The following is a 24,797-nucleotide window of genomic DNA, read 5'->3' as shown; positions in this document are numbered from 1 at the left end:
GGTAATCATATTATAGAAAGCATTTAACAGAGGCCTTATTTTCATGAACAAAATAGTAGCAATACTTGCTCTTTTCACCTTAAGTCATGCAGTTTTTTCGCGAGAAGCTCCAAACGTTTTGTGGATATACGTTGATGATATGAGTGACTGGATGGGCTGTTATGGAGATAAGACGGTAGCCACGCCCAATATCGACATGCTGGCGAAAAATGGAGTTAAGTTTGAACGTGTCTATATGCCGGCGCCAGTTTGTTCGACAAGTCGCTCTGCCTTAATTACTGGAACCATGCAGACAAGCCATGGTCTGCATGAGCACCGCACTATGATAAAGAAGCCCCTTCCTAAAGGCATTACGACAATTCCGCAACTATTTCGCCAAGCGGCTTACCTTACCTTTAATGAAGAAAAAACGGATTATAACTTTTCTTATAAACTGAGTGATTTGTATTCTCCTGAGTTCAAACGGCCTTCTAAAAAAATTGTTTCCAGTCACCTAAAGGCCCATGATCTGAGCTGGCTTGAGCAGCTTAAAGGGAAAAAGTTCTTTGGTCAAATACAGCTTTCGGGAGGCAAGTATCAGGGGGAAGCGGGCAGTAAATATCCTGCTTACAGTCGTGTAAAAGAGCGTGAAGTAAATGTGCCTCCTCAGTATCCCGATAATGCTGTTATGCGCAATGCCATAGCACGCCATTACGAACAGGTCGCCTTTTGCGATAGCCAAGTTGGATCAATTATTAAAGCTTTGAAAGAATATGAGTTATGGGATAATACCATTGTATTTTTCTTTACTGATCACGGTTGCCAGATGCCTAGAGCCAAGCAGCATCTTTATGATGAAGGAACAAAAGTACCTCTGATTGTTCATTGGCCAAAAGGTTTCCAACAAATCACCAATAAGGGAAGCATACGCAAGGATTTGGTAAGTGGAATAGATATAACGGTGAGTTCCCTCGCATTAGCAGGACTCCAAGTGCCGGATTTTATGGAAGGAAAAAATCTTTTTGCAAAGAATTATCAGGAGCGGGATTATGTGATTTCAGCTAAAGATCGCATGGGTATCGCTATCGATCATGTGCGGGCAGTGAGAAGTGAGAAGTTTGTCTATATTAAAAATCACATGACTGATCGTCCCCATTACCAAGCCGCCTACAGAGATGGTAACGCGGTCTTTACAAATATCAGGAAAATGTATAAAGACGGTGAACTCACGCCTCTGCAAGGCTCATACCACGATGCCTCTAAGAGAAAAGTGGAGGAGTTATATGATGTGGAAAATGACCCGCATCAAGTGCATAATCTAGCTTTGAATCCGGAATATGTATCTATTCTAAAAATGCACCGCGAGCAACTTAAAGTATGGGAGAATACGACTGATGACAAAGGCAGAATTCCGTCCAGTAGAGATGAATTACAAAAGGTTTACAAGCACGCAAAGGGTAAAGTCGAGAACCCTGAATACGACATATTTAAAGAGGAGAAATAATTATGAGCTGTAAACTTTATCAACTTTTGTTCTTATTAACTTTTCTCTTAAGTGCTCATGCTCAAGATAAAGAGCTAAGAAAGAAACCCAATATCCTCTGGATAGTTGTTGAAGATATGTCCTCCCACTTTGGCTATCAGGGGGAGAAGCTGGTCTACACGCCGAATGTCGATAAATTGGCCAAAGAAGGGGTGGTATATAATAATGCTTATGTAACGTCACCCGTTTGTTCGACCAGTCGTTCGGCAATGGTGACAGGAATGTATCAGACCTCAATCGGCGCGCATCATCACCGTTCATCAAGGGGAACTCATAAAATTTATTTACCTGAAGGAATTAAAATAATTCCCGAAATCTTTAAAGAGCATGGCTATTATACCTGTAATATGCAAGAATCTCTTACTAAGCCGGGTAAAGAGGATTATAACTTTGTGTATAAACGCCAGGATTTGTATGATGCGCCAAATTGGTCAAAGATGGCTAAGAGTCAGCCATTTTTTGCACAAGTTCAATTGCGAGGCGGAAAGTTGCGCAATGTGGCAAAATGGAACAAAGAAGTAGAGCAGGCAATTCCAGAGAATTTGGTAAAGCCACAAGATGTAAATCTACCGCCTTATTACCCCGATTGTGCAGAGTTCCGCAAAGATTGGGCCGAGTATTTAAATTCAGTCAGTTACACCGATGTGGCAGTCGGAAAGATAATCAACCGTCTCAAAAAAGATAAATTATTGGACAATACCATTATTTTCTTCATCACCGACCACGGCATTAGTCAGGCTCGTGGCAAACAATTTATGTACGATGAGGGTTCTCGCATTCCATTTGTGGTATGGGCTCCCAAACTTCTTAAACCGCAAATTAAAGATGAGCTTGTTTGTCATATTGATATGGCGGCGACTTCTTTGCAATTTGCAGGGATAAAAATTCCTGATTACATGGAGGCAAAACCTTTGTTTAATAAAGACCATAAAGCCCGTGAGTTTATGGTGTCAGCTCGCGACCGTTGCGATGAAACGGTTGATCATATCAGAAGCGTGCGGAAAGGAAATTTTAAATACATAAAAAATCACCTACCCAATCGTCCTTACCTGCAGCCTTGTGACTACAAAGACCATAAACCCTGGATGTTGAAATTAAGAGAATTGGACAAGCTAGGTGAATTAAATGATGTCCACAAATTACTGACCGCAAAAACTCGTCCCCCCGAGGAGTTGTACGATTTATCACTTGATCCTTTTGAAATTAATAATTTGGCTAATGATAAAGCCTATGGCTCAAAATTGATGGATTTTAGAAGTATCTTATCCAAGTGGATAAAAGAAACTGGGGACAAGGGGATAAAACCCGAAAGCGAAGAAAGCTACGATAGCGATATGAAGGCTTATTTAGATGCTTTTAGAAAACGAAAAAATACCGAGCGCATTCAATCAATCGAAAGCAACATTAGCATAATGAAAAAATGGGCCGCAGAAGGGAAATAAGCGAGTTGGCTGGCAGTTCATCGATATTCAAGATGATTTAATCTGTATAAATAAGGCCGGTGGCCAAATAAGCCTCAATGGTATTGCTCAAGGTTTAGCGGCAGATGTAGCTCAACAAGCTCTAAAAGCTAGGGGAATAGAACACGCTCTTATTGACGCCGGAGAATTGAGCTCGCTTGGTAAACCGCAAAATAGAGATGTTTACATGATCAAATTTTCCCTGCAAAATATGCAAGGAATAAACGGGCTATTCACTGCAGCCCAATCATTTTGTTGATTCATCAAAAGGCATAAAACAAACTGCCGCGAGCCATGAGAGCGCTAGCGCATTAACTATTGATACTTAATAAAGTGAATTTCACTCTCAAAAAATCAGCTTAGAGACTAAATCACTTAATTATGACCATTGAAATGCTTGCCCTAGGGTAAATAGCTCGAGATAAACTCAAGCTCGTAGGTATTCAATCATTAGTCCATCCAAGGCAGGAATTTGTAAATTAAAATCTCGAGAACTTACTTGCCTCATCTCACCTGTGGCAGAGGAATAGATAATTATTGCCGTTATATCTAGATCTAGGCTCAACTCCACTTGCTCAGATTTGTCTTGCCAATTGACAAAAAGTTGAACGTCTCTGCCCACTTCACTAACAAAACGGCTAGTCAAGACCTTGTTAAAATTCATATATGAATCATCGCTACGATAGACTTTAGCTTGGTGTGGATTTAAGATTTCATAGGGCTTTTCCATGCGTCCGTAAATTAAAAACTCTTTTGCGGCTCCCTTGCGCCAAGCGCTAAGATTTTTTATCAGTTGAATAATACTTTTTTGATCGGGTGCGGGGACTGAAAACTTAGTACACCAGCCCCAGTGTATCTGTCCCTGATCATTTAACACTATAGTCATTAAATCACCGATTGAAAAAGAATAAGCCGTTCTTAGTAATAAGTGATTAGCCCCCTGCTCTGTACTTAAAAACTCAGTCGTCTCTACTTGATTACCCTGAAAGTTATTGACGTATTCATGGTAAACAAATGCATAAGCCGGCACCCATTTACCGTAGCTCAAAACTTGATTAAAGCGTAAATCATTGAGCGGAAGATCGGTCATAAAGGGTTCGGCTGCTGCTGCCTCACAACCCAATAATACACCTTTATCATTGGCCCCACTATGCTGATAAATACCACTAATGAGTTCCTGCATGGCTTGCACCATCCATGGCCCGGGCCCAGCTGAATGTCCATGATCGGAACTGTGACAAAAATAAGGCGCACAGCCTAAATTTTGATCAAAGAGCTGAACGTAGTCCACGCCTACATCAATCATTTTTTTTGTTTCAGCAGATAGTAATTCCAAGGTCTTTTTGCGAGAGGCGCAAAGATCGTAACCCCAGCGCAGGGCATCGCCATTGCAGACAAGTGAACTTTGCTCGCCCTGTGGACCTAGACAAATGTCTTCTATTAGATTCAATTTTTTGAATGTTTCTCGGCAGTCATAATCACCTTCACCCGTGGAAGAAAACTCCGTCCACGAAGTTCCCGAGCAATAAAGACCAGCCATATTGCCCTGCTCATGCAGTGCATCGACATATTCTTTGAAAAGGTCTTCGCCCCCCATGGGAGGCCAAACATACGGCGGTGACCACGGTGCCGTCCCTTCGTACTGCATAATAATATTGAGAATATTGGTTCCAAATTCTTTTTGATACATCTCTAAATGCGGTAAGACATTTTTATAGGGATAGAGCTTATTGGGCTGAGTCGGTCCTGCATGGTGCCCCTCACCCCGAACTGCATAAGTACAAACAACTGGTGATTCTTTTATCCAATCGAGAACCTTCGGATTATCCTTGAGTTTAGGTATTTGGCATACATTTGCGTTCGTCGCAAAATCACGGTAAATCTCCGCGGCGGCGTACCAATCGCCATCGAAACCACCCACAATCATTGGGTAAGTCATACTGTATGAATTTTTGGCTACACCCGTAAAAACTTTATAAATGAGGCGAGTCCCCTCTTCTACCGCACAGAACTCGATTTCTTTGGGGCAATGAGACTCATCATGCGAGGCCATATACAAGCCACCCTTGGAAGACTGTACGGACATGTACTGCATTTGCAAAGGTCCAGGGTACAAACCATACCAACCACCCGAGGGGTACTCTACGGCTTTATAGGGATGCTGAACCACCGCCGACAACTAATACATCCACATCCAGCATATCGGGACTCTCAGCACTGGGAGTGGGAAGATTTTTAGCATCCGCTTTAAAAACTAAGCCAGACGATGCGAGAATTGCAGTGCCTGCAATTTGAGCTTTGAAAAATTGACGACGATCCATAATGATTCCTTTTAATTCTAATCAATAAAAATGAAGAATTCATGAGTTCTTTGAAGATAAATCTTAGTCTTGGCCAAGGAGCTTCTTAAGTCATAAATTTCTCTGTGCATTTAATTCTTAGTTCTGTATTATCTTGGACTAAGAAAATCTTACAGCAAAATTATATTTTTTGACTTATTCCTGAATCCGTGAGCTGGCTTTGTAATAATCTCGTAGGGATTTTGGTTTCAGAACTTTACAACTTTTTGCAGGAATACCCGTAGGTCTTTTGAAAAAAATTGTAAGTCAATGAAGGCGAAAGATCAAGAGGATTAACTTAATGTAGCTCACGGATTCAGGTTATTCTTTAGTTTCCGTCTTATTCCTACATCCATGAGTAAAATAAAGTTAATCTTCTTGTTTTTTGTCTTAAAACTAGAGAAGCTATTTTGCAAAAAAAAGGACTTATTATTGACTTTTATTAAAAAAGGGTGGCAGGTTTTTATTTTAAGCAAATTAGTATATAAGAAAGCAAGCTAAGAGAATTTTATTATGGACCAGAACACAGAACTTAAAGAGGCTGATTTTTTGAAGCTTTTTTTAAAGCACGAAAATGCCCTGCGCGTCTTTGCTAGGAGCATCTTGCCGAGCTGGAGAAATGTCGACGATGTTTTACAGGAGGCTAGCATCGTGATGTGGGAAAAACTCGATCAACTCGATGGCGAAGAAGGCTTTTTCCCCTGGGGAAAAACAATTATCCGTTTCAAATGCATGAATTTGATGCAAAAGAAAAAAAATGAACGTTTGGTGTTTAGCGAGACCCTAGTGAACTTACTTGCCGATGATGCAGAAAAAATTGATGAACAGGAGTATACCTGGAGGCAGAATGCCATTGGCCAATGCTTGAAAAAGTTATCTGAGCAGGATCAACAATTGGTCATGGCCCCCTACCTCAATCATGGCTCAGTAAAAGTTTTAGCCAGTAATCAATCGGTTTCAGTCAATTCACTCTACAAAAAGCTCGGACGCTTAAGAGACCTTCTCTTCAAGTGTGTGAACTCACAGAAGGCACTTCAATCATGAATAAAAAATTTGATCAACTACTTCATAAATACTTCCTCGATAATATCAGCGAACTCGAATTTAAGGAACTGGAAAATCTTCTCGAGAACAATGCTGACCTGCGACAAAGATACCTTGACTACACCATGATGGATGCCGGCTTGCGCAGCCATTCACAGGAAGGAATGAATATCGTCAACATTCAAAAAAAGCGCTCCAATCCTTTTCTTTGGTTTGCGGCTGCCGCAGCCATGCTTATTTGTCTTCCCGCCTTCTTCTTTTTTAATTCAGCAAATACGATTGCTGTGATTCAATCTAGCGAATACGCCGGTTGGGAAAGTAGCCAAGCTACCCTGGAGGGCTCGGAATTACATGCCGGCACCCTTAATCTGACCACTGGGGTCGCCACCTTGGCTTTCAATTCAGGCGCAGATTTAACTCTGGAGGCGCCAGCAAAAATTGAGCTCATTTCGGCGATGGAAGTAAAACTCATTTCAGGAAATATGTCCATGTATGTCAGGGAGTCAGCGCAGGGTTTCCGGGTCAATACTCCCAATGGTTATGCCATTGATCATGGTACGCGTTTTTCCGTAAGCATTTCCGAAGATAAAAAATCGGCTGACTTCAAAGTTTTGGAAGGAGAAATATCTTTGCACCACGAATTGGGTGAAGTCAAACATTTAAGCGATGCGCAAGCCTCTCAAATGAATGCCTCTACTTTAGCCGACCTTCAAGACTCTGATCTTGAGGGCTTTCTCAAAAACGAAGCTAATTCCCATATTTTGAGTTCAATTGGTCATGAAACATCAATTGTTTTTAATAATCAACAAAGCCGTCTCAATCAAAATTTCCTCATGGTTAAAAAGAACAAGAAAGGTGATGTCAATCGTCGAGCTTTTTTTGCTTTTCAAGTCGATGAGCTGGATTTGAGCAATATTGCAAGGATCAGTTTGAGTTTAAACTCTATACCAACGAGCCTCGGTGAAGTCGGAACAATGCCAGCAGAAAGTACTTTCCACTTATATGGTATCAAGGATGGTGAAGATGAACAATGGCAAAGAACGGGCTTTTTGAAATGGGCTGATGCCCCAAAAATTAAAAAAGCCTTGCCATTAGCCAGCTTTAAAATCTCCAGAGCAAATCTAAGAACTACAGTTAGGCTTGACTCACCTGAATTACTCAATTTCATTAAGTCTAATCAATCTTCTGAAGTCGGCTTTATTTTAGCTTGCAGCACTCTAGGTGGAACATTGGTCCACGGCTTTGCCAGCAGCCTCAATACAGAAGCTTCAGGACCGCGTTTAGAGCTCATTATGGAGTAAGAGTCGCGCTCAATGGGAGCGCCGGCGACCCGCCGGCATTAGAAAAAAAGTTATTCCTAATGGGAGCGCTGGCGACCCCAAGTGAACCTGCAGAGTATACTTAATCGAGTAAACTTCAGCCAAACTTAGGCTTGTTTAGTCCTTCTCAAGAGGCTTTCTGGAATCAGGAATTCCATCGTTATTTGAGTCAAGATCCCATTGATCGCTGATGCCATCGCCATCGCTATCCTTGCTACCTTCGACGCTGTTGGGTATACCATCCATGTCAAAATCCTCTCGATCAGAACCCTTATCCAAAGCTTCGAGTAAATCCATGGGCATTTGCTCTCCCTTCTTATAAGCTTTTATGTAATCCCGCATAAAACGGAAGTACATGTCCCCATAAGGTTCTTTAATAGGCTCTATATCACGAGAGTATTCGGGACGGAATAAATCAACAAACTGAACTTGGCCATCTTTTCCATCTTTTTGACGCTGGGCAATAAGTTCATTCCACCAAGTGATGACGATGAATTTAGGACGTATTTCAAAGGCTCGTGACCACTGGCGCTGAAAAGTCTTGCCCTGTTCACGAGATGTGGCAGACTTTTCATTGGACATGTAGTTCTTTTGTAAGGCGGTGCACACCACCAGCTGTTCTGCTTTACCATCAACTGTAGCCACTTTTTGAGGATAATTCATGAGAAAAGACCATTCGCGATCAGCTGGTTTACTGCGCAGCCCCCACATCGTACGAATCGTCAATTGATCATTGAGCTGCTGAGGGATTTGGTCTCTATCCAATCTACTCAGGAAAAGCGGTTTTGATCCTTGGCCATCGTCGAGGTAGAGCCAGAGATCATCGTATTCGGGTTTAGAGAAATAGCGTTCATCGAGTTCTTCGGCGAGCACGCCAGGAGACCACATGACAATGCGTGGCGATTCTTTGCCTGCTTGCTGACGATCACGCATCACTTTCACCATAACTTCAAAGGGCTTGTATATGTACTCATCCTTGATTTTCGATTTTGGATAGATGTTGGTGACATCCAGTATGATAAAATCAATTTTTGCTTCCTCGAATAGATCAAAGTGGTAATCCATGACCATAGCATTGTCGCCACGGTAGTAACCGACTGCGGGTTCCGCCCAGAAGTGCCATGATCCTCGGTGACCAAACTTCCCTTTGCCACTATGAATCTTTTGGATATTGCGTATAGGCTGGTTTCTTCTAAAGGCCAATGAATGCCAGGTCGAGTAGTTAATGCCGACTAGATTTTGTTTGTCTGTTGCATCCTGAATCTCAAGCTTAGTCGTAGAGGCTTCAGACTTAATTACAGATGTTTTTTTAGCATCTGCCTGACTCATTATTGACAGCAAGCAAGTCATGACTAAAAGCTTGCTAGATATCCCATTCTTCATATGGTACTCCGGAAATTTTTATTGATTATTTATATGGACGCTGAATCCATGAGCTACATTAAGGTAATTGTCTTGTTTTTATCCTTGGGAAAAGGCTTATTTACTCGAGAATATGAAGTGCTTATCACAAAGTTTATTCTTCATGGAGCTTAAAATAATGTTTAAAAAACTGGGCTTCACGACCATAGCTCTTTACAAAGCCTGGCCATTTTTGCTGATTTCTCCAAGTCGCTAAGTTCTTTTGTAAATCAGCGGCAAGTTCGGGGTAAGTCTTGATCAGATTTTTTCTTTCGGGGAGTGGATCCGTCATATCAAAAAGCATCTGAACGCCATTTTCCAGTTCGAAAAACTTCCATTTATCTGAACGAATGACCGACTGACCCCAAAACCTCCAATAAAGGTATTGATGTGGATTTGACTTGTTGTCCTTCGATAAATACGGCATCAGGTTCACACCATCGAGCTCGCCCTTTTTCACTTCCACACCCGCCAGAGCCAAAGCGGTAGCACCTGCATCCATGGTACTCACAGCTTTGTGATAAACTTGTGCAGGAACTTTACCCTTCCAATAGACGAGGTACGGCACACGCACACCCCCTTCTGAAATCATACCTTTTTCGCCGACAAGCTCACCATTTAAAGAGCCGGACCAACCGCCTCTAGCCTTGTAGGGAAGATCTTGTTTTTTGATTTTAAGGGGCGCACCATTGTCGGCAAAGTAAAAAACAATCGTATTCTCTTCGATTTTATATTTCCTTAACGTTTCCATGACAGCACCAATACCATCGTCAATGGCTGCTAAAGATGCTAAGCCCCAACGGCGACGTTCAGTCATGTCACCAGGGAAACGATCAAAATGCTTTTTAACAACTTCCATGGGAACGTGAGGAGCGAAGTAATTCAGGTGCAGAAAAAAAGCTTTGTTATGATTTTTATCAATGAAAGCTAACGCCGCATCGGTCTGCTTATCAACTCGGAAGGTTTTATTATCGACTTCGCGTTCATGTTTTATGGCCTTCCCCTCTAAATCAAAATTCCTTAGATAAACAGATTTTGATCCATCATAGTAATCGCTATAACCTCGGCTCATAGGATAATACGGACGGCTAATGTTTTCGGGAATATGAGCCTTTTTTTGTTTCAAACCTTCAGGATAGTTCTTCTCCATCCATAGCTTATTACCTGTTTTAGGGCCTAAATGCCATTTGCCAACGAAGCCTGTTGCATAACCTGAGTCTTTTAATTTTTCTGCTATAGTCTTTTCATTTATGTCCATAGGTGCTAAATCATTATCATCTAAACCAAATCGAGTTTGATACCTGGATGTGGCAATAGCGGCTCGCGAAGGCGTACATTGTGGAGCTGTAGAGTAGCCATTTGTCACCACTGCACCCGCACTTGAAAGAGCGTCTAAGTTAGGCGTTTTCAAATCTGGAGAGGAACCTTCATAGGCCACGAAGTCGGCATAACCGTGATCGTCAGTTACGATAATAATAATATTGGGTCGTTCACCGGCATAAGCCATCGATGCCAAGAGAATCAAAACAAGGCTAAGGTTTTTTGTCATTTCTATTTTCATTTATTTCTTTTTTTTGATTAATGATAAGGCTTACAAACACAAGGCCGGGTAAATGGAGGGCGCAATTAAAGACAAGTGTTAAAACTTTAGATTGATAACTTGATCTTTATTTTCATCGAGTATTTTGAGGGATCTCAAATGAAGTTGCCCCTGAGGAAAATCCAGGATAAACTTCATCACTTTGGATGGGGTGTTTATCACTGTAAAAGGATGTGAACTTTGGTGCCATAAGCCGTCATCGACTAAATTGATTTTGGTAAAATCAGTAACTTTCGTTCCTGGTGAAAAGCCTTTGACCAGAATATCTCCTTTAGCCGATAGCGAACGAATATCCATTTGCAAAGTATATTTCCCTGCTTTGAGAGCAGGAGTGGGTAAAGTGAAACTCATATCTTGATTATCGGCGTATTTTCTTATGTACAAGCCTGCTTTACCTTTGGAAAAAATGCCATGACCACGAGCTTTTAATTTTCCGGCAGATTGTATGAATTTGCTATTATATTTGGGGTTTTTGATAGGCTTTATACATGCACTCTTCCTAAGGTACTGATCAATGACTTCATTCATACTTTTAACTTTTTCGGGGTTTTGAGAAGCGAGGTTAAGCATCTCTCCTTGGTCATTTGCAAGATTATAAAGTTCAAATCGGTCAGTTAAATCTGGATTGTCATGAAAGACTTTGATGAGTTTCCAATCACCGATCCTCAGGGCTGCAGATGGTGGTACACAATCGGGAACATTTGGTGAATGTGGGAAGTAGGTAAAAACTTGTTTTCTTTTGGCTTCCTGACCTTTTAAAACGGGCACAAAACTAATGGAATCTTTTGCCTGCTGGTAATCCACCGGTAAAGCTGCCATTTCTAAGATACTTGCATAAAGATCTTCACTCTGAATTAAACTGTCATTTCTAACGCCGGTTTTTGTTTGATTTGGCCAAACGACAATAGCGGGTACGTGTGTTCCTCCTTCGTATATAGAGGCTTTACCCCCGCGGAAAGGTTTATTACTTGTGGCCGTTGTACCATCGACAACATTATACATATTTCCGCCATTATCTGAAAAAAAGACAATGATTGTTTTTTCCATCAGTTTATTTGTTTCGAGGGCATCTATGACTTTGCCTATGCTGTCGTCCATAGATTCAACCATTGCAGCATAAACGGGGTTATGTTGAGGATTGTTTTTATCGATGAGTTTTCTGTATTTATCAATAAGTTCCTGCTTAGCATTAAATGGCGCATGAACAGAGAATTGCCAAAAATTAATAAAAAAGGGCTGGTCTTTATTTTCGCTAATATATTTTGCTATTTCGTCACCTAAACGATCATCAATATGCTCACCGGGATAATTCTCTTTGAAGTTAGGGTATCTCCAAGGTGCGACAAAGGAACCGGCAGGTCCGGGTCCCGGCCAATGGGGGATATCTATATCAAATCCGTGTTCCAAGGGTGAGTAAGGTGATTTGCCAAGGTGCCATTTGCCAAAGTGGGCTGTTTTGTATCCGGCATTTTTAAAAACCTTGCCAAGGCTTAAATATTCTGTCGATAATCTATTGACTGATACGGGCGGAACTTGTCTCTTTGAAGGCGCTGCAGCTTTGCCGGCTCGGGCAGTTAAAACAACATTTTTCAAATGCCCATGAGGGGCCGTGAAACCTGTTCTGGCTGGGTTTTGTCCAGTAAGAATACTGGAGCGAGTTGGCGAGCAAAGGGGGCTGGCCGCGTAGGCATTGGTGAAGTAAACTCCACGTTTAGCCAGCCTCTCTAAATTGGGCGTTTGATATAGCTTTGAGCCTCCTAAACTGGTATCGGAAATACCTAAGTCATCGGCTAAAATGAGGATGACATTCATAGGCTTATCGGCAGCTGCCACAAATCCCACTGTGAGGAAAGTCAATAAGAAAAAATACTTCTTAATCATAATAGTGGCCCTAATATTGGTACAATAAATCTTTTTTTTCATAATAAACCTTTTTAAAATTTTAATCGCAGTAGCGGGAGTGAACAGAAGAAAAATGTGTAAGAAGATGCTTACGAAGCAGCTGCTTCTCTAGGGCTTGCCCTAATATTTATAATGAATGACTTCTCATTGAAGAGCCCGTATTACACGCGTTATTTATAGGGGTTTTCTCCCCATTGATAACGTTTTGATGGATCAAAATTGGGGTTTGGTACGGGCATTTGCGCCTTTGTCTCTTTTTGCCATTTTGCTAAAGCCACTTTCATTTCTGCAAACTTGGTTGGCAAGCTTACTTTGTGGTCCACCATTTCATTAACATCGTATTTTATGTTGTAGAGGTAAAACTCTTTACTCACTAAGTTTTCAATGATTTTCCAATCACCTTTTCTCAATGCCGACATGGGTTGATCATGGTGATAAACGGGGTAGTGAGTGAATAACTCTCGCTCTGGGTCAAAACTATTTTTAGTCAATGCCCCCACCATAGAGACGCCGTCGAGGACTTGGTTTTTGGGGGCCTTGGCATGAGCCATTTCCAAAAAGCTTGGATAAAAGTCGCTACTGCTAAAAACGGCTTCAGTTCTCGTTCCCGGACTTACTTTCCCAGGCCACTTCACGATGAGCGGTACACGTATGCCGCCTTCGTACAAAGTGCCTTTCCCTGATCTAAGTGGTGCATTAGAGGTCGCCACATATCTCAATGGGTGTCCTTCCGGATAGACATTGGCACTGCGTCCGCCTAACAAAGGAATATCGTCATAGCGATTATCAACACCGCCATTATCGGAGTAAAAAATAAAAATAGTATTATCGGCTAAACCTTGATCATCAATTGCCTTCATTAACTGGCCAACGCTATCGTCGGTGTGCTCAATCATCGCAGCATAAACCGCATTGCCAGGGTAATTGGGAACTCTTTTTTTATTTAGATACTTGTCAATGAGTTTTTTATCAGCATCTAATTGCACGTGAACATCATAATGAGAGACAAACAGAAAAAAGGGTTGGTCTTTATTTTCTTTAATGAAATCAACGCCCATATCAGTGAGCACCTGGCTTAAACGTTTGGGTTTATTGGGCTTATAAGCCGGTTGAAAAACAGGACGATAAAATCCCCCTCCAGCATACATATGAGACTTGTCATAGCCTCGCACATCCGGAGTATGACGAGATTTTTTGTCCTTTGCGTTCCTAGCATTAAGGTGCCATTTACCAAAATAGCCGGTTTTATAACCCGCCGATTTCATGACATCACCAAGAGTGAAAATATCTTTGGGCAAATGCTGTACTTTGTGATGGGGCACAATCACTTTTTCATAAGGGCGCCAATGACCAGGGATGAAATCAAAAATACCCACTCGAGCTGGTGTTTGTCCCGACTGAATACTCGCACGGGTTGCTGAGCACACAGGTGCTGCATAAGCTTGATTAAAGGCCATGCCCTGCGTGGCTAACTTGTCTATATTGGGACTTTCGTTAAATTTATTTCCGTATACGGCTAAGTCTCTCCCCCCAAGATCATCGACCATGATGAGGACAATATTCGGCTTGTCTTGGGCATTTAGATAAAGTGATAAAGCGATAAATAAAAGAAGTCGCATAAAAAACCTGATTATAATTTTTGTAATTTTAGTAAATTCACTAGATGGCCGCCAATAAAAAGATTTTTCAATTTTTGCACCACAATTTTAAACTCTAAGTGCGCGCTCTACCAATAAAAAGAATGAGAACCAGCGCCATATTTTCGACTTGTAGAACTGTTGGGGAAGGCGTCTTCATTAGCGACTCCATCATAACCCAGTTGATTTGGCTTTATCCATTTTACCGCACCGTCTAATGTATTACGATTGCCTCCTGCTGAATGTAAATAAATCTCTGATACATTTTTAAAAATGTTCCCCCCTTGCAGAGAGTGATTTACTTTGATTATTTTAGTCCCACCATTGACAAATTGGTTTATGTCGGCAAAAACAGTGGTTTGACTCGGATCTTCGTAAGCAGTAAGCTTTCTGTTTTCCACCGCTATTCTAGGACCTCCTGTTAGCCATGTCGTGCTCGTTGTCTGACGTCCTAGGCCTCTAAACATAACCCAATTTTCATTGTCTTGGAAGTTTCCGGTATAGATGTAAGTTGTTGACTCTGTTGCATTCGAAGCATCACTAAAATTACTTGGACACATTAATACAGCCGGGCGTTTAAGATTTGTTAGATCTCCTGAACTTAGGTAGGGAATGATATCTTTAATATAGGTCTCTGTTTGTGCCCATCCATTGGGATCCCAAGGCGTATTGTTGAGTACTGTCGCACCACCCACAGGAAGAAAGCCACTATCATCATGATACATGAATGCCGCTGTATAGACTTGCCTTAGGTTACTTTTGCAGACAGCTCGACGAGATCTTTCCCTTGACGATTTTAGCGATGGAAGCAGTAGTGAAGCAAGTATGCCGATAATTGCCATGACAACCAATAGCTCTATTAATGTAAACTTTCTTTTCATACATACTCCTTGAAGATTCCTTAGTTAAAATACCTTTTGATGATTCATAAGTACTTAATTTGCAGTCAAACAAAACCTGCCGTGCTTTTTTTATTTTTTTTTAAATTTTATTTAAAATAAGGCTATGCCCTTAGTTCTTTATTCATTAATAACAGATAGCTTTCTCTTCTGAAAACTTGTAGTATTTAATCAATTTTTATAAAGGTTATCTCTTTTCGATTAGCACTGTGTTTTTTAACGAAGATCATGGTGGGTATTAAAAGCATGTAGAGTAAGAGTCTCATAGACTATCCTTCAAAATTAATCTTTTATAAAAAATACCGGTCTTATGAGTACTTCTCATAATCGATTTCCAGAAAATCATCCACCTCGGGAATCCAGTACTTTTGTACAAATTCATTGTGTTTAGGGTTATTGCTGTAAAAGTCATAATCAGCTTGATTATCAAATTCCATAGATAGGCCAAAATCAAAGTTGTTTTTAGAGCTGACTTGTTTCAGCAATTCAAAATTTTTAACAGTGGAAATAGATGATAAATTATTGGCAAGTTTGAGAAATGCTTTTTCCTGCTCAGAGCCTTTTTCATGCTTTAAGCGAAATGTTACGGTATGTCTAATCATCATTTTTCCTCTTTCAATTCCTTGATCCGAATGTTTCGGTACAAGAGTTCAGCTGATTCGGCCTGTAAACCAATATGACCTTTTTTAATGGGGACAAACTTGCCGTCCTTCTTTTGTTCCATATTCATAGTTTCGAAGACGACTTCGCCATTGAGAATAAAAGTGGCTTTTTTATGACCGTGAACACGGATCTCTACTTCGTTCCATTTCCCTTTTGCTTTTTCCTTGCCGAAAGGTGTAATGCTATTGCCGTAAATCGTGATTGATTCACCTTTAGGATCCCAAAGATTCCCTTTGCGTTTTGTCTGGGAGCGAAGATGTGCCTTTGTAGATACGGTAAAGAAATCTCCGCTATGAAAACGATGTTTGGGCTTTCTGCCTTGCCAATAATCTTCCGACTTAGCCGTAACATGGCCTGGAGTTTCGCCAATTTGCATTTCAAAGCAATTTGGCCATACTTTTTTGAGGTCTCCATGCACATGGAAGAGAAGACCTGCGTCACGATCCCAGTTGACACGTGGCTCAAAGCGTTTTTCTAGCCACTTGTACTCCATGCGGAGTATGTAATGACTGAACTGTTTTTTAGTAACGAGGCAATCATGAGTTTGCTTTGACCCCTGTTTTTTACCCGCATAAACGTGAATGGCCTGCTCCTCTTTATTAGTAGAGAAAGCACCCCAATCTCCATCACCCGTTGACCTGGCGGAGATCCACCCGTTGAGCGTTTCCCCGTCAAAAAGTGGAACAAAGCCCTCTTCCGCAAAAGCGAAATTGGCGAATAGCCCCATGACTACAAGTGTTATAAAAGTGACACCATGTTTTTGTTTCCATACTTTTTTTTTGATTTTCACGATTGTACTCCTTTGTTTAACCTTTAATATCTTGACATTAATTGATCTGAGTATTCAATTTAAATGCTACATAGTAACCGAACACCGACTCGCCCCAATGGTGCCAGGTATCCTTTGGCCCCCATGGACGCGCCCCCATCGGGGCCTCAAGAATACGGGTAATATCACGCGGTGAATCCACATCCGCTTTGGGATCAGGAAGCAACGGACCTTGCCCTTCGTTCGGATCATCGCGAGACGGGTCCGTATGGCGATCATAGCCATGCGATCCATGCCAAATATAATAAAACAGACAGAGCGACCGATTCTCTCTGGGCTCCCCGGCTTCATCCTGCCGCGGCAATTCCCGACCCAGCCGATCCGCACACACCAGGTATCACTGTAGGTATCCCACGGTTCCACGGACGATCCCGCCGCACTCAAGCAAGCCAAAAGTAGTACGACCACCACCTTCACCAGTAAATTATCTCCAATTTCATACTTCATATTATAAATTACGTATTTTAATGTTTTTCCAGCGCACAGAATAGGTGTTGGGCTTGCCTCCAATGCCATGAACCTGAAACCCCAAACGACCTTTGGTAAAGTGTGAGCGATTGTCTTTATTGTCAGAAATCTGTGTGCCATTAATCCATACCTGAATACGCTGCCCCTCTGCGAGTACCCGATAGCGGTTCCAACCCTCCTTCTGATAGACTTTATTGGTGATTGTAGGCTTCGGGCGCACAAGCCAGCCTCCGACCCCTTCAAACCAGACCGCTCCGGCATTACCATCGGCCGCGATTTCTACTTGGGGGCCGAACAACGATTCCCTCGTCGCTGACTTGCGCGCTTTCGCGGCATCTTTTTCAGACATCCCGACGGGAATTTCATGCGCATCAGAGATGGAACGGATCTGCACCCCGGAGTTTAGATCGGGGTCGCATTTAACCTCGAAGGTCAATTCGAAGTCGCCATACATCTTCGGCGGACATAAAAAAGTATTGGGTGTATTGGGCGCGGTGGTCCCGACAATGCACCCGTCCTCGACAGCATAGGTCGCCACACCGCCTTTACTCTCCCACCCTTCAATATCCTTGCCGTTAAAGAGAGTGTCCCAGCCTGCTTCACTGGCGTTCAGTCGCTCAGGTAATGCCCGAATCTTACGGATCTTGATCTCTTTATCAAAACACTGTGCTCCTTCAGACTGAAGCTGGATTTGGCCTGATGTATGAGGCTTGTCGCCAAGTCTCAGACCTTCAAGGATCATAACGACATTCCCGTTAACCCTATGAACGGCTTTATCTTCAAAGGCATAAAGTTCAAAATGATTCCATTCGCCATTCGCTTTCTCATAGTTACCCTTGCGGATAATTCGACCCTGAACGCGTTTTGTTTTACCATTTTCCGGATCCCAGCGATTGTGTAGACCTGCCTGGGTTACAGTAGATTCGACGCTTGGACCAAGGCTGATGAAGTCCCCGCAATAGCCTTCTAAAATCTGCATCTCCATAGATCTCTTCCAACTCCCCATGATTGCGCCATGAGAACCGTAGCAGTGATACATGATCCCCGAGTCTCTCTGAACATCTAACCTCGGTGCCCATTTCTTTTCGCCCCACTTGAACATCAGCGACAGGTGGTAATTTGAGAAGCTCTTTTTTGTAGTTAGCCCCCCATAAACTTCGCCCGATACGCTTAAAACAGATTTTCCGTTTTTGTCGGCAATCACCTTGAAGAGGCCTTTAGGGTCTCCAAGCCCCACAGGCTTTCCTGCTTTAACAGGAGCCCCTTCCGTATGCGGCACTCCGGTCCAGACTTCCCAGTTGCTTAAATCCTTATCCAAGAGTTCTGTCCATTTCGCAGATGCCTGCGCAGGGCGTTTTGTAAAGTCTTCTTCCGCAAAAGTGGTCTGAGCAAAGCATACGAGGAGTAAGCACCCTAATAAACATAAATTGAGCTTATGTAATCTTTTAGATTCTTTTTTCATTTTTATTTTTCCTGTATTCTAAATTTGTTTAATGTCGTTTTTTGAAAATTTCTATTAACTATAGAATCGACTTCATATACTTTTTTTGCTAAGAGCCACCCATCTTGAACAGCAGATTTATATCTGGCAGATAGTCTTTCACAACAGGGTCAAAATCCTGTTAGCTTTTTTATCTGTGCTTCTGTACCAACCTTACCCGATTCTAGTCCTGGTCTATTTCCCCAGATGAGTTGTTGCTTGGGTAAAGATGTCCCAGGTTTTTTGTCGGTTTCACTCAATAAAAGGACTCCCTCATTATTCCCCTTTCAGCTTTTGAACCAAGCAGCGTTCCGTCCACTTATTGTAGAGGCGACTAAGTTCTTTTACTTTTTCCGGCATTTTTGAGGCTAGATTGTTTAGTTCCGTACGATCACTCACCATATCGTAGAGTTCCCATTTTCCCTGCCTTGTTGCCACCAGTTTCCAAGAGCCTTTGCGGACGCCGCGGTGACCAAAGTGTTCAAAAAATAGACCGTCATTACGTTCAAGACTTTTTCCTTCAAACAGCGGACGCAAACTAGTTCCTTCCATGGGAATGATCTCATGTCCTTTGAAGCTTGTGGGATAAGTCGCCCCGGACAGATCAACACAGCTTGCCATAATATCAATTACGTGGGCTGGCTCTGTTATCAGCTTTCCCTGAAGTGTTTTTGCTATACCTGCTGGCCAATGAGCAATAAGCGGCGTTGAAATGCCACCCTCATGAATATACTTTTTATATTTCCTGAACGGAGTATTCGATACATTCGCCCAGCAAGCACCATAATAGGCAAATGATTCCGCTGTCCCGCAGGTGCCTTTACCAGTGTTTTCACCCATGGTTCCACCCGCGTCACAAGCACCATTGTCGTGCAGGAAGAGTATCAGGGTATTATCATATTGATTCAGCTCTTTAAGCTTGGTGATGATCTTGCCGACATTCTGATCGACGCAATCAATCATTGCGGCATAGCTTGCCATGCGCAGATCCTGTTGGTCCTTTTCTTTGTCGGATAAAGAGTCCCAAGCTGGAATACCTTTTTCCCTTGGCGAAAGTTTCCACTCCTTATCAATGATTCCCAAGTCAATTAAACGCTTATGACGCTGTTCGCGTAGCTTGTCCCAACCCTGCATGAATTTCCCGCGGTATTTGGCAATGTCTTGAGGTTTTGCCTGCAAGGGAAAGTGCGGTGCATTATGTGCCAGATACCAGATAAAAGGTCTGTTTTCCTTCGCTTCCGACTCAATAAATTTTAAGCCTTCATCTGTCCAGGCATCCGTCGCATACCAATCTGCCGGCGGGTCATTCTCCTGATCATAAAGCACTTCCGTGTCACGCACGACTTGTCGTTTTTCTTTGAATGAAGAGGGTTTGAAAAAGAACCCTCCACCTTGCGGACAACTATAGCTATGGTCAAAGCCACGTGCTAGGGGCCACCACTCCTTTTTCTTGTCACCAACATGCCATTTGCCCGTCTGATAAGTATTGTAACCGGCAGTCTTCAAAACTTCAGCAAAAGTAACACAACGTTCAGTCAAATACCCTCGGAATCCCGGCCACTTCTCTCCCCGATCCCCCATCATTCCTCCGATACCTGCCTGGTGCTGATACAACCCGGTCAACAAACTCGCACGGGTTGGACAACAGCGACCCGCATTATAGAACTGGGTAAAACGCACCCCCTTATTCGCCAACATATCAAGATTCGGTGTTTCTATCTCGCCGCCATAGCAGCCGAGATCCGAAAAGCCCATATCATCGGTCATGATGATAATAATGTTCGGCTTCTCTGCCGCAGCGAGCGCGCTACAGAAAATTGGTGCTACCAACATGGCAAGCATCACTCTAAATTTAATTTTACACTTAAGTTTCTTCATTATTCATCCAAATTTTTAATTTTTGTACGCACTGATTTTTATATTATTCTCCTCCACTTATCTGCCATACGAACGGCTTGCCCTTATGAAAGACAAACCATTTTTTCGAGCAGTGGCCATCAAGCGATTTCTAAATCTTCGCAGTCCTTAATAGAGGGGTATTACTTAAAGTACTTTTCGACTGACAACCGCCTTTTCTGAATACTTTTCGCTCTGCTTTTCATTGTAGTGTTACCGTATTCTCTGAAATGCTCAACGATGGCGTCGCTATCTTTCTCGAGGCCTTTGTCTTTACTGAATTCAATCCATTCCGCCATTCGTTCTTTGAGCTCTTTGTGAATTGTGTCGAAACCCTTCTTGCCGATGAGGTTAAGCGTTTCGTATGGGTCATTCACCAGGTCGTATAATTCCTCATCCGCGAGAGGCTTTAGAAGCTGAGCCTGGGCAGGTGTCAGTAGATTCTTGTCTTCCATGATGTTCAACAGGTGGTAAATCGGATGCGATGCTCGACGGTATGCTGTCGTGCATTCATTGATCGATCCGGGCGTCTTGAAGTTCCGGATGTATTTGAACCTATCGGTTCGAACAGCCCGGCTGCATGTGTCGACATTCCCGAAACGGTCGGCAGCGGTGTGGATGTAATTCCGCGGTTTGGAGTCTTTTCGGAGGAAACTTCTGCCCTGCATCCAAGCAGGGATCTTGCCGCCGGCTATAAGAACGGTTTCTGCCACCAGATCGATGGCACTGAGTAGTTCGGTGTTCGTCTTTCCCGCTTGGTACGCCTTGGGTTTCTTCATCCCTTCGGGGAAGTAGATAACCAGCGGGATCTGCGTTCCACTGTCATACAGCCAGTTCTTTCCGCGAATCATCGGCCTGCCATGGTCCGCAAAGACGCAGACGATCGTGTTCTTCGCGAGGTCCTCGGCCTCAAGACGTTTCAGGATATCACCGACCTGCCGATCGAACTTATTTATCTCATTGTAGTATCCGGCCCAGTCGTGTCTGCTCACAGGGTGATCCGGGTAGTACGGAGGAATCTTGATTTTCTCTTTTGCAATGTTCTTGGTTGACGAGAATCCGCGGTGGGATTGCGAGGAATTGATCTGAGCAAAGAAAGGTTGGCGTTTGGTCAAGTCCTTCCACGAATGGGTGTCCCATGACTTCCCCGGTACATTGAATTGCCAGTCATCCTTCCCTGTTCCCGTGCCGCAAATTCCCTTGATATTCCCCGTGTAGTATCCATTCTCGCGCATCAACTCCGGCAATACCTTGACCGCTTTGGGGAGGTCCGGTCTGAGCTCGGTACTGTAGCGCATGTGATGGGCGCCGAGCGTCGTCTGATAGACTCCTGTTGCGAGTGCCGTCCTGCTCGGAGAACACGCAGGGGCAGTGGTAAAGACATTACTGAACCTCATCCCTTTGGCCGCCAAGGAGTCAATGTTTGGCGTTGTCACGACCTTATTGCCATAGCAAGCCAGATCGGGAGACATATCCTCGGCTATGATCCAGAGGATGTTGAGTTTCTCTGAATCTTGGGCAAACATAGTCATACTCAAAGATGTATATAAAATCAATGTTAGTAGGGTTTTCATATTTATAATCCTGATTAAATTTAAAGTCAGTACAAAAGAGCGGAGCGAACACATTGCACTCGCAGTTTCTACTTTTCTGTTAACTTCATGTACGTAGTGGCAAAACGTTTTCCGATCTCGATCTGAGCCTCTGTGCTGTAATGTACGTCGTCTCCGATGGACATTTTAAGTTCCCGAGCGTCAACACAGGCGGTATATTTTCTCTTCGTTGGGAGATTCAGAAGAATCTCATTGATCTCTTCGAAATGGGTAAACCTTTCGTGGTGCTTTAGAAAACTGCCAATGGTGCAGACAATAAAAGGGAGTTCCGGGTTATTCAGATCAGCCCGATAACGATCTACGAGACGCAGCAGCTTCTGCTCATAGGAGAGATAACCGTCCCCTTTCGCATCGGTCTCACCCTGCAGCCAGAGGATGGCTTTAATTTCCGCTTTGAGGGATGATTTTTTTTCGGCATCTTTCAGTCGCATTAACGAACGGTCGTAAAACCTTTTATCATAATGGTTTATTGATACACCACCAACTGCAGCGGGAACCAAGCCTATGGCCAAATCCGAATCCTTCCCGAGCAAGGTCATTGCAAAACTCATCCCAGGTCCGGTTCCGGCATTATCTTTACCGTCGAGTAAATCCGGCGTACCCAATGCATGCAGTGGGTCACGGCTGATATACCACGACTTCTTCTTGGAGTGAAAAAAAAGATTCCTGGCATGGGTCTTGGGGTTCATGTCTATGGCGCCGCGCCCTTTCATATTGGACTGTCCAGCCAATAGGAACAGATTCATCGTAGCATCCTTCGAAAACACGGAGAAATCGGCGGTATTCAGGGGCGGTTGAGCCCCGCCGCGTTCCGAACCTTCCGCAAACAGATTTGATGACAAAGCAATTAGCAGCAGTCCTTTTAGCCATAAAATTCTAATTTTCATAATCACATTCTTTTCTTTGTATTCACTATTGAGCCTTTTGCAAAATTAACAGATCAATTGCCTGTTAATAACTTTAATGGCTCGTTTTTTTATTTGTCTAACTTCTAAAATCACAAAAATCAAAGGACGTGAAAGTCTTTGCTTTTGCTGATAGCGTGTTTAGTGGATAGCTTAATTCATAATTACTTGAGTATTGTTATTAATGTACGCATCGACACATGAGTTTTTATACTTTGCTTAACTTACTGTAATTTAGCAGGAAATTTCTTCCTGGCTGAAGGCCAAGGAATCACATCATACTCTTCTGCCCATTCGGTCCAGAGCGCTTTGAGTCCGGAAGCCCGTTCAGGATGCTTACTGGATAAATCGCATTGCTCGCCAGGGTCCTTGCTCAGATCATACAGTTTCCACAGCGTCTTATCTGCAAGCAATTTCCAACCATCACGGTAAACAGCACGGCTTTATAGATGTTCCCAGAAAAAGGGGCGATTTTCTAATTCAGCCCCTTTTACCGCAGCCATCAAGTTTATTCCATCCGCTTGCACCGGCATAATTCCTTTAAATGAATCGGGGAATTTGGTCCCAGATGCATCCAGACAGGTCGGTAAAATATCGATAATATGACAGCGTCCATTCCGAATTTGGCCGGCATATTCTTTCAGCTTATCCGGCCAACTGACGATCAGTGGTGAAGAGATACCTCCCTCAAGGGCATGGGCTTTGACTCCGCTGAATGGCGTGTTGCTGAGTGCGGCACAAAGATTAGCCGAATTCCTCGTCCCCTTATGATTGGGTGTTGAACCGTTATCACTGAGCACGAGTATCAGGGTATTGTCATATTGACCATTCTTCTTCAAAACATCAATTAATTGCCCGATCCCCTCATCCATTATCTCAATCATGGCGGCATAGGTTGCCATCGTGGTTACCCACTCATTTTTCTCGGCCTCACTGAGTGTGTTCCATTTACTGGACTGGTCAATGGTTGCTGCATGATCGGGTGCCACTCCCAGTTCCTGCTGACGCTCAAATCGTTCCTGCTGGAGCTGCACAAACCCAACTTTATAGCGGTCGATACACTTTTGGATCCGATCCGCCGGTGCCTGAATCGGGGCGTGTGGCGCGTAGTGCGCTAGGTACAAAAAGAATAGATTCTCCTGACCCAACTGCGCGTCCACAAACTCAATTGCGGAATCGGAGAGCGCATAGGTCAGATAAAAGTCAGCGGGATATGTAGTGCTGTCCGGTATGTGTTCACTGTTTTTCATCATGAACTTGGGGCTGAAATAGTCCTTCGCACCCCACCAAGTGCCGTAAAAAAAGTCGAAGCCGCGGTCGAGCGGATATAACGGTTTCTGTTTTGATTTGCCGGTGAAGGTCTGGTGCCATTTCCCGACAATACCCGTTGCATAGCCGTGCGGTTTCAGGATTTCGGCGATGGTCGGTGCATCGGCCGAAAGCTGTCCGCGATAACCGGGTAAATGCTGGTCTTGCTGCATAGCGCCCACCCCGACTGAATGCGAGTAGCGACCGGTCAGCAGAGAGGCGCGTGACGGCGTACAACGGGCGGTGTTCTTGAAGCCAGTAAACCGGACTCCTTCACGCGCCAGTTGATCAATATTCGGGGTCTGAATTTCACCGCCGTAACAGCCCAGATCCGAATAGCCCAGGTCATCGGCTAAGATGACGATGATATTCGGCCTGCCTGCCACGTCGTAACCCTTAGGCGAAGACGGGGCTGCCGCAGTCAGAGTACTACAGAACAGTGCTGGCAACATGGCACCCAGTAAACTGTATTTTATGATAAATTTAAGTTTCTTCACTGTTTATCCAATTAT

General features: G+C 43.3%; 20 protein-coding genes. 5 read left to right on the top strand and 15 right to left on the bottom strand.

Annotated features, from left to right (window positions below; genetic code table 11):
* Positions 1 to 43 precede the first annotated feature (43 nt).
* From PQO03_RS05025 to PQO03_RS22060, 3 genes are read left to right on the top strand one after another with little or no spacing between them, the layout of a single operon-like run.
* Positions 44 to 1,483, top strand: coding sequence for a sulfatase family protein (locus PQO03_RS05025; RefSeq protein WP_274151628.1), 1,440 nt, complete (start codon positions 44 to 46; stop codon positions 1,481 to 1,483).
* Between the two features lie 2 nt (positions 1,484 to 1,485).
* Complete coding sequence (locus PQO03_RS05020; RefSeq protein WP_274151627.1) at positions 1,486 to 2,964, top strand: sulfatase family protein; 1,479 nt, start codon at positions 1,486 to 1,488, stop codon at positions 2,962 to 2,964.
* Between the two features lie 19 nt (positions 2,965 to 2,983).
* Complete coding sequence (locus tag PQO03_RS22060; protein ID WP_420792853.1) at positions 2,984 to 3,241, top strand: FAD:protein FMN transferase; 258 nt, start codon at positions 2,984 to 2,986, stop codon at positions 3,239 to 3,241.
* A 168-nt stretch (positions 3,242 to 3,409) separates the two neighbouring features.
* Here PQO03_RS22060 and PQO03_RS05015 read toward each other — a convergent pair whose 3' ends face one another.
* Both PQO03_RS05015 and PQO03_RS05010 read right to left on the bottom strand, forming a co-directional pair.
* A complete protein-coding gene (locus tag PQO03_RS05015; RefSeq protein ID WP_274151810.1) occupies positions 3,410 to 5,152 on the bottom strand; it encodes a DUF6259 domain-containing protein in 1,743 nt (580 codons plus the stop codon).
* Positions 5,133 to 5,303 carry a hypothetical protein gene (locus PQO03_RS05010; RefSeq protein WP_274151625.1) on the bottom strand — a complete coding sequence of 57 codons (171 nt, stop codon included), beginning with the start codon at positions 5,301 to 5,303 and terminating at the stop codon, positions 5,133 to 5,135. Before PQO03_RS05010 ends, PQO03_RS05015 begins: the two co-directional genes overlap by 20 nt.
* Before the next feature lie 531 nt (positions 5,304 to 5,834).
* Here PQO03_RS05010 and PQO03_RS05005 point away from each other — a divergent pair.
* Positions 5,835 to 6,365, top strand: coding sequence for a sigma-70 family RNA polymerase sigma factor (locus PQO03_RS05005; RefSeq protein WP_274151624.1), 531 nt, complete (start codon positions 5,835 to 5,837; stop codon positions 6,363 to 6,365).
* Positions 6,362 to 7,666, top strand: coding sequence for a FecR domain-containing protein (locus PQO03_RS05000; protein ID WP_274151623.1), 1,305 nt, complete (start codon positions 6,362 to 6,364; stop codon positions 7,664 to 7,666). The genes PQO03_RS05005 and PQO03_RS05000 overlap by 4 nt, the downstream gene beginning before the upstream one ends.
* Positions 7,667 to 7,801: 135 nt before the next feature.
* Here the strand turns inward: PQO03_RS05000 and PQO03_RS04995 are convergent, their stop codons facing one another.
* The 13 genes from PQO03_RS04995 to PQO03_RS04935 form a co-directional block, all read right to left on the bottom strand.
* Positions 7,802 to 9,067, bottom strand: coding sequence for a thrombospondin type 3 repeat-containing protein (locus PQO03_RS04995; protein ID WP_274151622.1), 1,266 nt, complete (start codon positions 9,065 to 9,067; stop codon positions 7,802 to 7,804).
* 133 nt (positions 9,068 to 9,200) lie between these two features.
* Positions 9,201 to 10,646 carry a sulfatase family protein gene (locus tag PQO03_RS04990; RefSeq protein ID WP_274151620.1) on the bottom strand — a complete coding sequence of 482 codons (1,446 nt, stop codon included), beginning with the start codon at positions 10,644 to 10,646 and terminating at the stop codon, positions 9,201 to 9,203.
* A gap of 78 nt (positions 10,647 to 10,724) precedes the next feature.
* A complete protein-coding gene (locus tag PQO03_RS04985) occupies positions 10,725 to 12,608 on the bottom strand; it encodes a sulfatase (RefSeq protein WP_274151619.1) in 1,884 nt (627 codons plus the stop codon).
* Between the two features lie 149 nt (positions 12,609 to 12,757).
* Complete coding sequence (locus PQO03_RS04980) at positions 12,758 to 14,206, bottom strand: sulfatase (RefSeq protein WP_274151617.1); 1,449 nt, start codon at positions 14,204 to 14,206, stop codon at positions 12,758 to 12,760.
* Between the two features lie 107 nt (positions 14,207 to 14,313).
* On the bottom strand, positions 14,314 to 15,105 hold the full coding sequence (locus PQO03_RS04975; protein WP_274151615.1) for a DUF1559 family PulG-like putative transporter: 792 nt from the start codon (positions 15,103 to 15,105) through the stop codon (positions 14,314 to 14,316).
* 326 nt (positions 15,106 to 15,431) lie between these two features.
* Positions 15,432 to 15,725, bottom strand: coding sequence for a Dabb family protein (locus PQO03_RS04970; protein ID WP_420792852.1), 294 nt, complete (start codon positions 15,723 to 15,725; stop codon positions 15,432 to 15,434).
* The gene (locus PQO03_RS04965; RefSeq protein WP_274151611.1) at positions 15,725 to 16,576 is read right to left on the bottom strand and encodes a 3-keto-disaccharide hydrolase; all 852 of its coding nucleotides are present in this window, start codon (positions 16,574 to 16,576) and stop codon (positions 15,725 to 15,727) included. Before PQO03_RS04965 ends, PQO03_RS04970 begins: the two co-directional genes overlap by 1 nt.
* Before the next feature lie 487 nt (positions 16,577 to 17,063).
* Positions 17,064 to 18,545, bottom strand: coding sequence for a 3-keto-disaccharide hydrolase (locus tag PQO03_RS04960; protein ID WP_274151610.1), 1,482 nt, complete (start codon positions 18,543 to 18,545; stop codon positions 17,064 to 17,066).
* A gap of 149 nt (positions 18,546 to 18,694) precedes the next feature.
* Positions 18,695 to 18,823 carry a hypothetical protein gene (locus PQO03_RS04955; protein WP_274151608.1) on the bottom strand — a complete coding sequence of 43 codons (129 nt, stop codon included), beginning with the start codon at positions 18,821 to 18,823 and terminating at the stop codon, positions 18,695 to 18,697.
* 16 nt (positions 18,824 to 18,839) lie between these two features.
* Positions 18,840 to 20,441, bottom strand: coding sequence for an arylsulfatase (locus tag PQO03_RS04950; protein ID WP_274151606.1), 1,602 nt, complete (start codon positions 20,439 to 20,441; stop codon positions 18,840 to 18,842).
* Between the two features lie 161 nt (positions 20,442 to 20,602).
* Positions 20,603 to 22,033 carry a sulfatase family protein gene (locus PQO03_RS04945; RefSeq protein ID WP_274151605.1) on the bottom strand — a complete coding sequence of 477 codons (1,431 nt, stop codon included), beginning with the start codon at positions 22,031 to 22,033 and terminating at the stop codon, positions 20,603 to 20,605.
* Positions 22,034 to 22,101: 68 nt separating this feature from the next.
* Entirely contained in the window at positions 22,102 to 22,959 is an 858-nt protein-coding gene (locus PQO03_RS04940) for a sialate O-acetylesterase (protein WP_274151604.1), read from the bottom strand.
* A 461-nt stretch (positions 22,960 to 23,420) separates the two neighbouring features.
* Positions 23,421 to 24,782: a sulfatase-like hydrolase/transferase gene (locus PQO03_RS04935; protein ID WP_274151603.1), complete on the bottom strand. Its 1,362-nt coding sequence runs from the start codon at positions 24,780 to 24,782 to the stop codon at positions 23,421 to 23,423.
* Positions 24,783 to 24,797: the final 15 nt, after the last annotated feature.

It is taken from the genome of Lentisphaera profundi, from assembly GCF_028728065.1.
GTDB classification, from domain to species: Bacteria; Verrucomicrobiota; Lentisphaeria; order Lentisphaerales; family Lentisphaeraceae; genus Lentisphaera; species Lentisphaera profundi.
Note: the sequence above shows the minus strand (reverse complement) of the source record. Positions and strands in the feature narration are given on the sequence as shown.

What these genes read in the sequence shown, in the direction of transcription:
- PQO03_RS05025 (WP_274151628.1), top strand. Translation starts at nt 44, where the DNA reads ATGAACAAAATAGTAGCAATACTTGCTCTTTTCACCTTAAGTCATGCA.
- PQO03_RS05020 (WP_274151627.1), top strand. Translation starts at nt 1,486, where the DNA reads ATGAGCTGTAAACTTTATCAACTTTTGTTCTTATTAACTTTTCTCTTA.
- PQO03_RS05010 (WP_274151625.1), bottom strand. Translation starts at nt 5,303, where the DNA reads ATGGATCGTCGTCAATTTTTCAAAGCTCAAATTGCAGGCACTGCAATT.
- PQO03_RS05005 (WP_274151624.1), top strand. Translation starts at nt 5,835, where the DNA reads ATGGACCAGAACACAGAACTTAAAGAGGCTGATTTTTTGAAGCTTTTT.
- PQO03_RS05000 (WP_274151623.1), top strand. Translation starts at nt 6,362, where the DNA reads ATGAATAAAAAATTTGATCAACTACTTCATAAATACTTCCTCGATAAT.
- PQO03_RS04995 (WP_274151622.1), bottom strand. Translation starts at nt 9,067, where the DNA reads ATGAAGAATGGGATATCTAGCAAGCTTTTAGTCATGACTTGCTTGCTG.
- PQO03_RS04990 (WP_274151620.1), bottom strand. Translation starts at nt 10,646, where the DNA reads ATGAAAATAGAAATGACAAAAAACCTTAGCCTTGTTTTGATTCTCTTG.
- PQO03_RS04985 (WP_274151619.1), bottom strand. Translation starts at nt 12,608, where the DNA reads ATGAAAAAAAAGATTTATTGTACCAATATTAGGGCCACTATTATGATT.
- PQO03_RS04980 (WP_274151617.1), bottom strand. Translation starts at nt 14,206, where the DNA reads ATGCGACTTCTTTTATTTATCGCTTTATCACTTTATCTAAATGCCCAA.
- PQO03_RS04975 (WP_274151615.1), bottom strand. Translation starts at nt 15,105, where the DNA reads ATGAAAAGAAAGTTTACATTAATAGAGCTATTGGTTGTCATGGCAATT.
- PQO03_RS04970 (WP_420792852.1), bottom strand. Translation starts at nt 15,725, where the DNA reads ATGATTAGACATACCGTAACATTTCGCTTAAAGCATGAAAAAGGCTCT.
- PQO03_RS04960 (WP_274151610.1), bottom strand. Translation starts at nt 18,545, where the DNA reads ATGAAAAAAGAATCTAAAAGATTACATAAGCTCAATTTATGTTTATTA.
- PQO03_RS04950 (WP_274151606.1), bottom strand. Translation starts at nt 20,441, where the DNA reads ATGAAGAAACTTAAGTGTAAAATTAAATTTAGAGTGATGCTTGCCATG.
- PQO03_RS04945 (WP_274151605.1), bottom strand. Translation starts at nt 22,033, where the DNA reads ATGAAAACCCTACTAACATTGATTTTATATACATCTTTGAGTATGACT.
- PQO03_RS04940 (WP_274151604.1), bottom strand. Translation starts at nt 22,959, where the DNA reads ATGAAAATTAGAATTTTATGGCTAAAAGGACTGCTGCTAATTGCTTTG.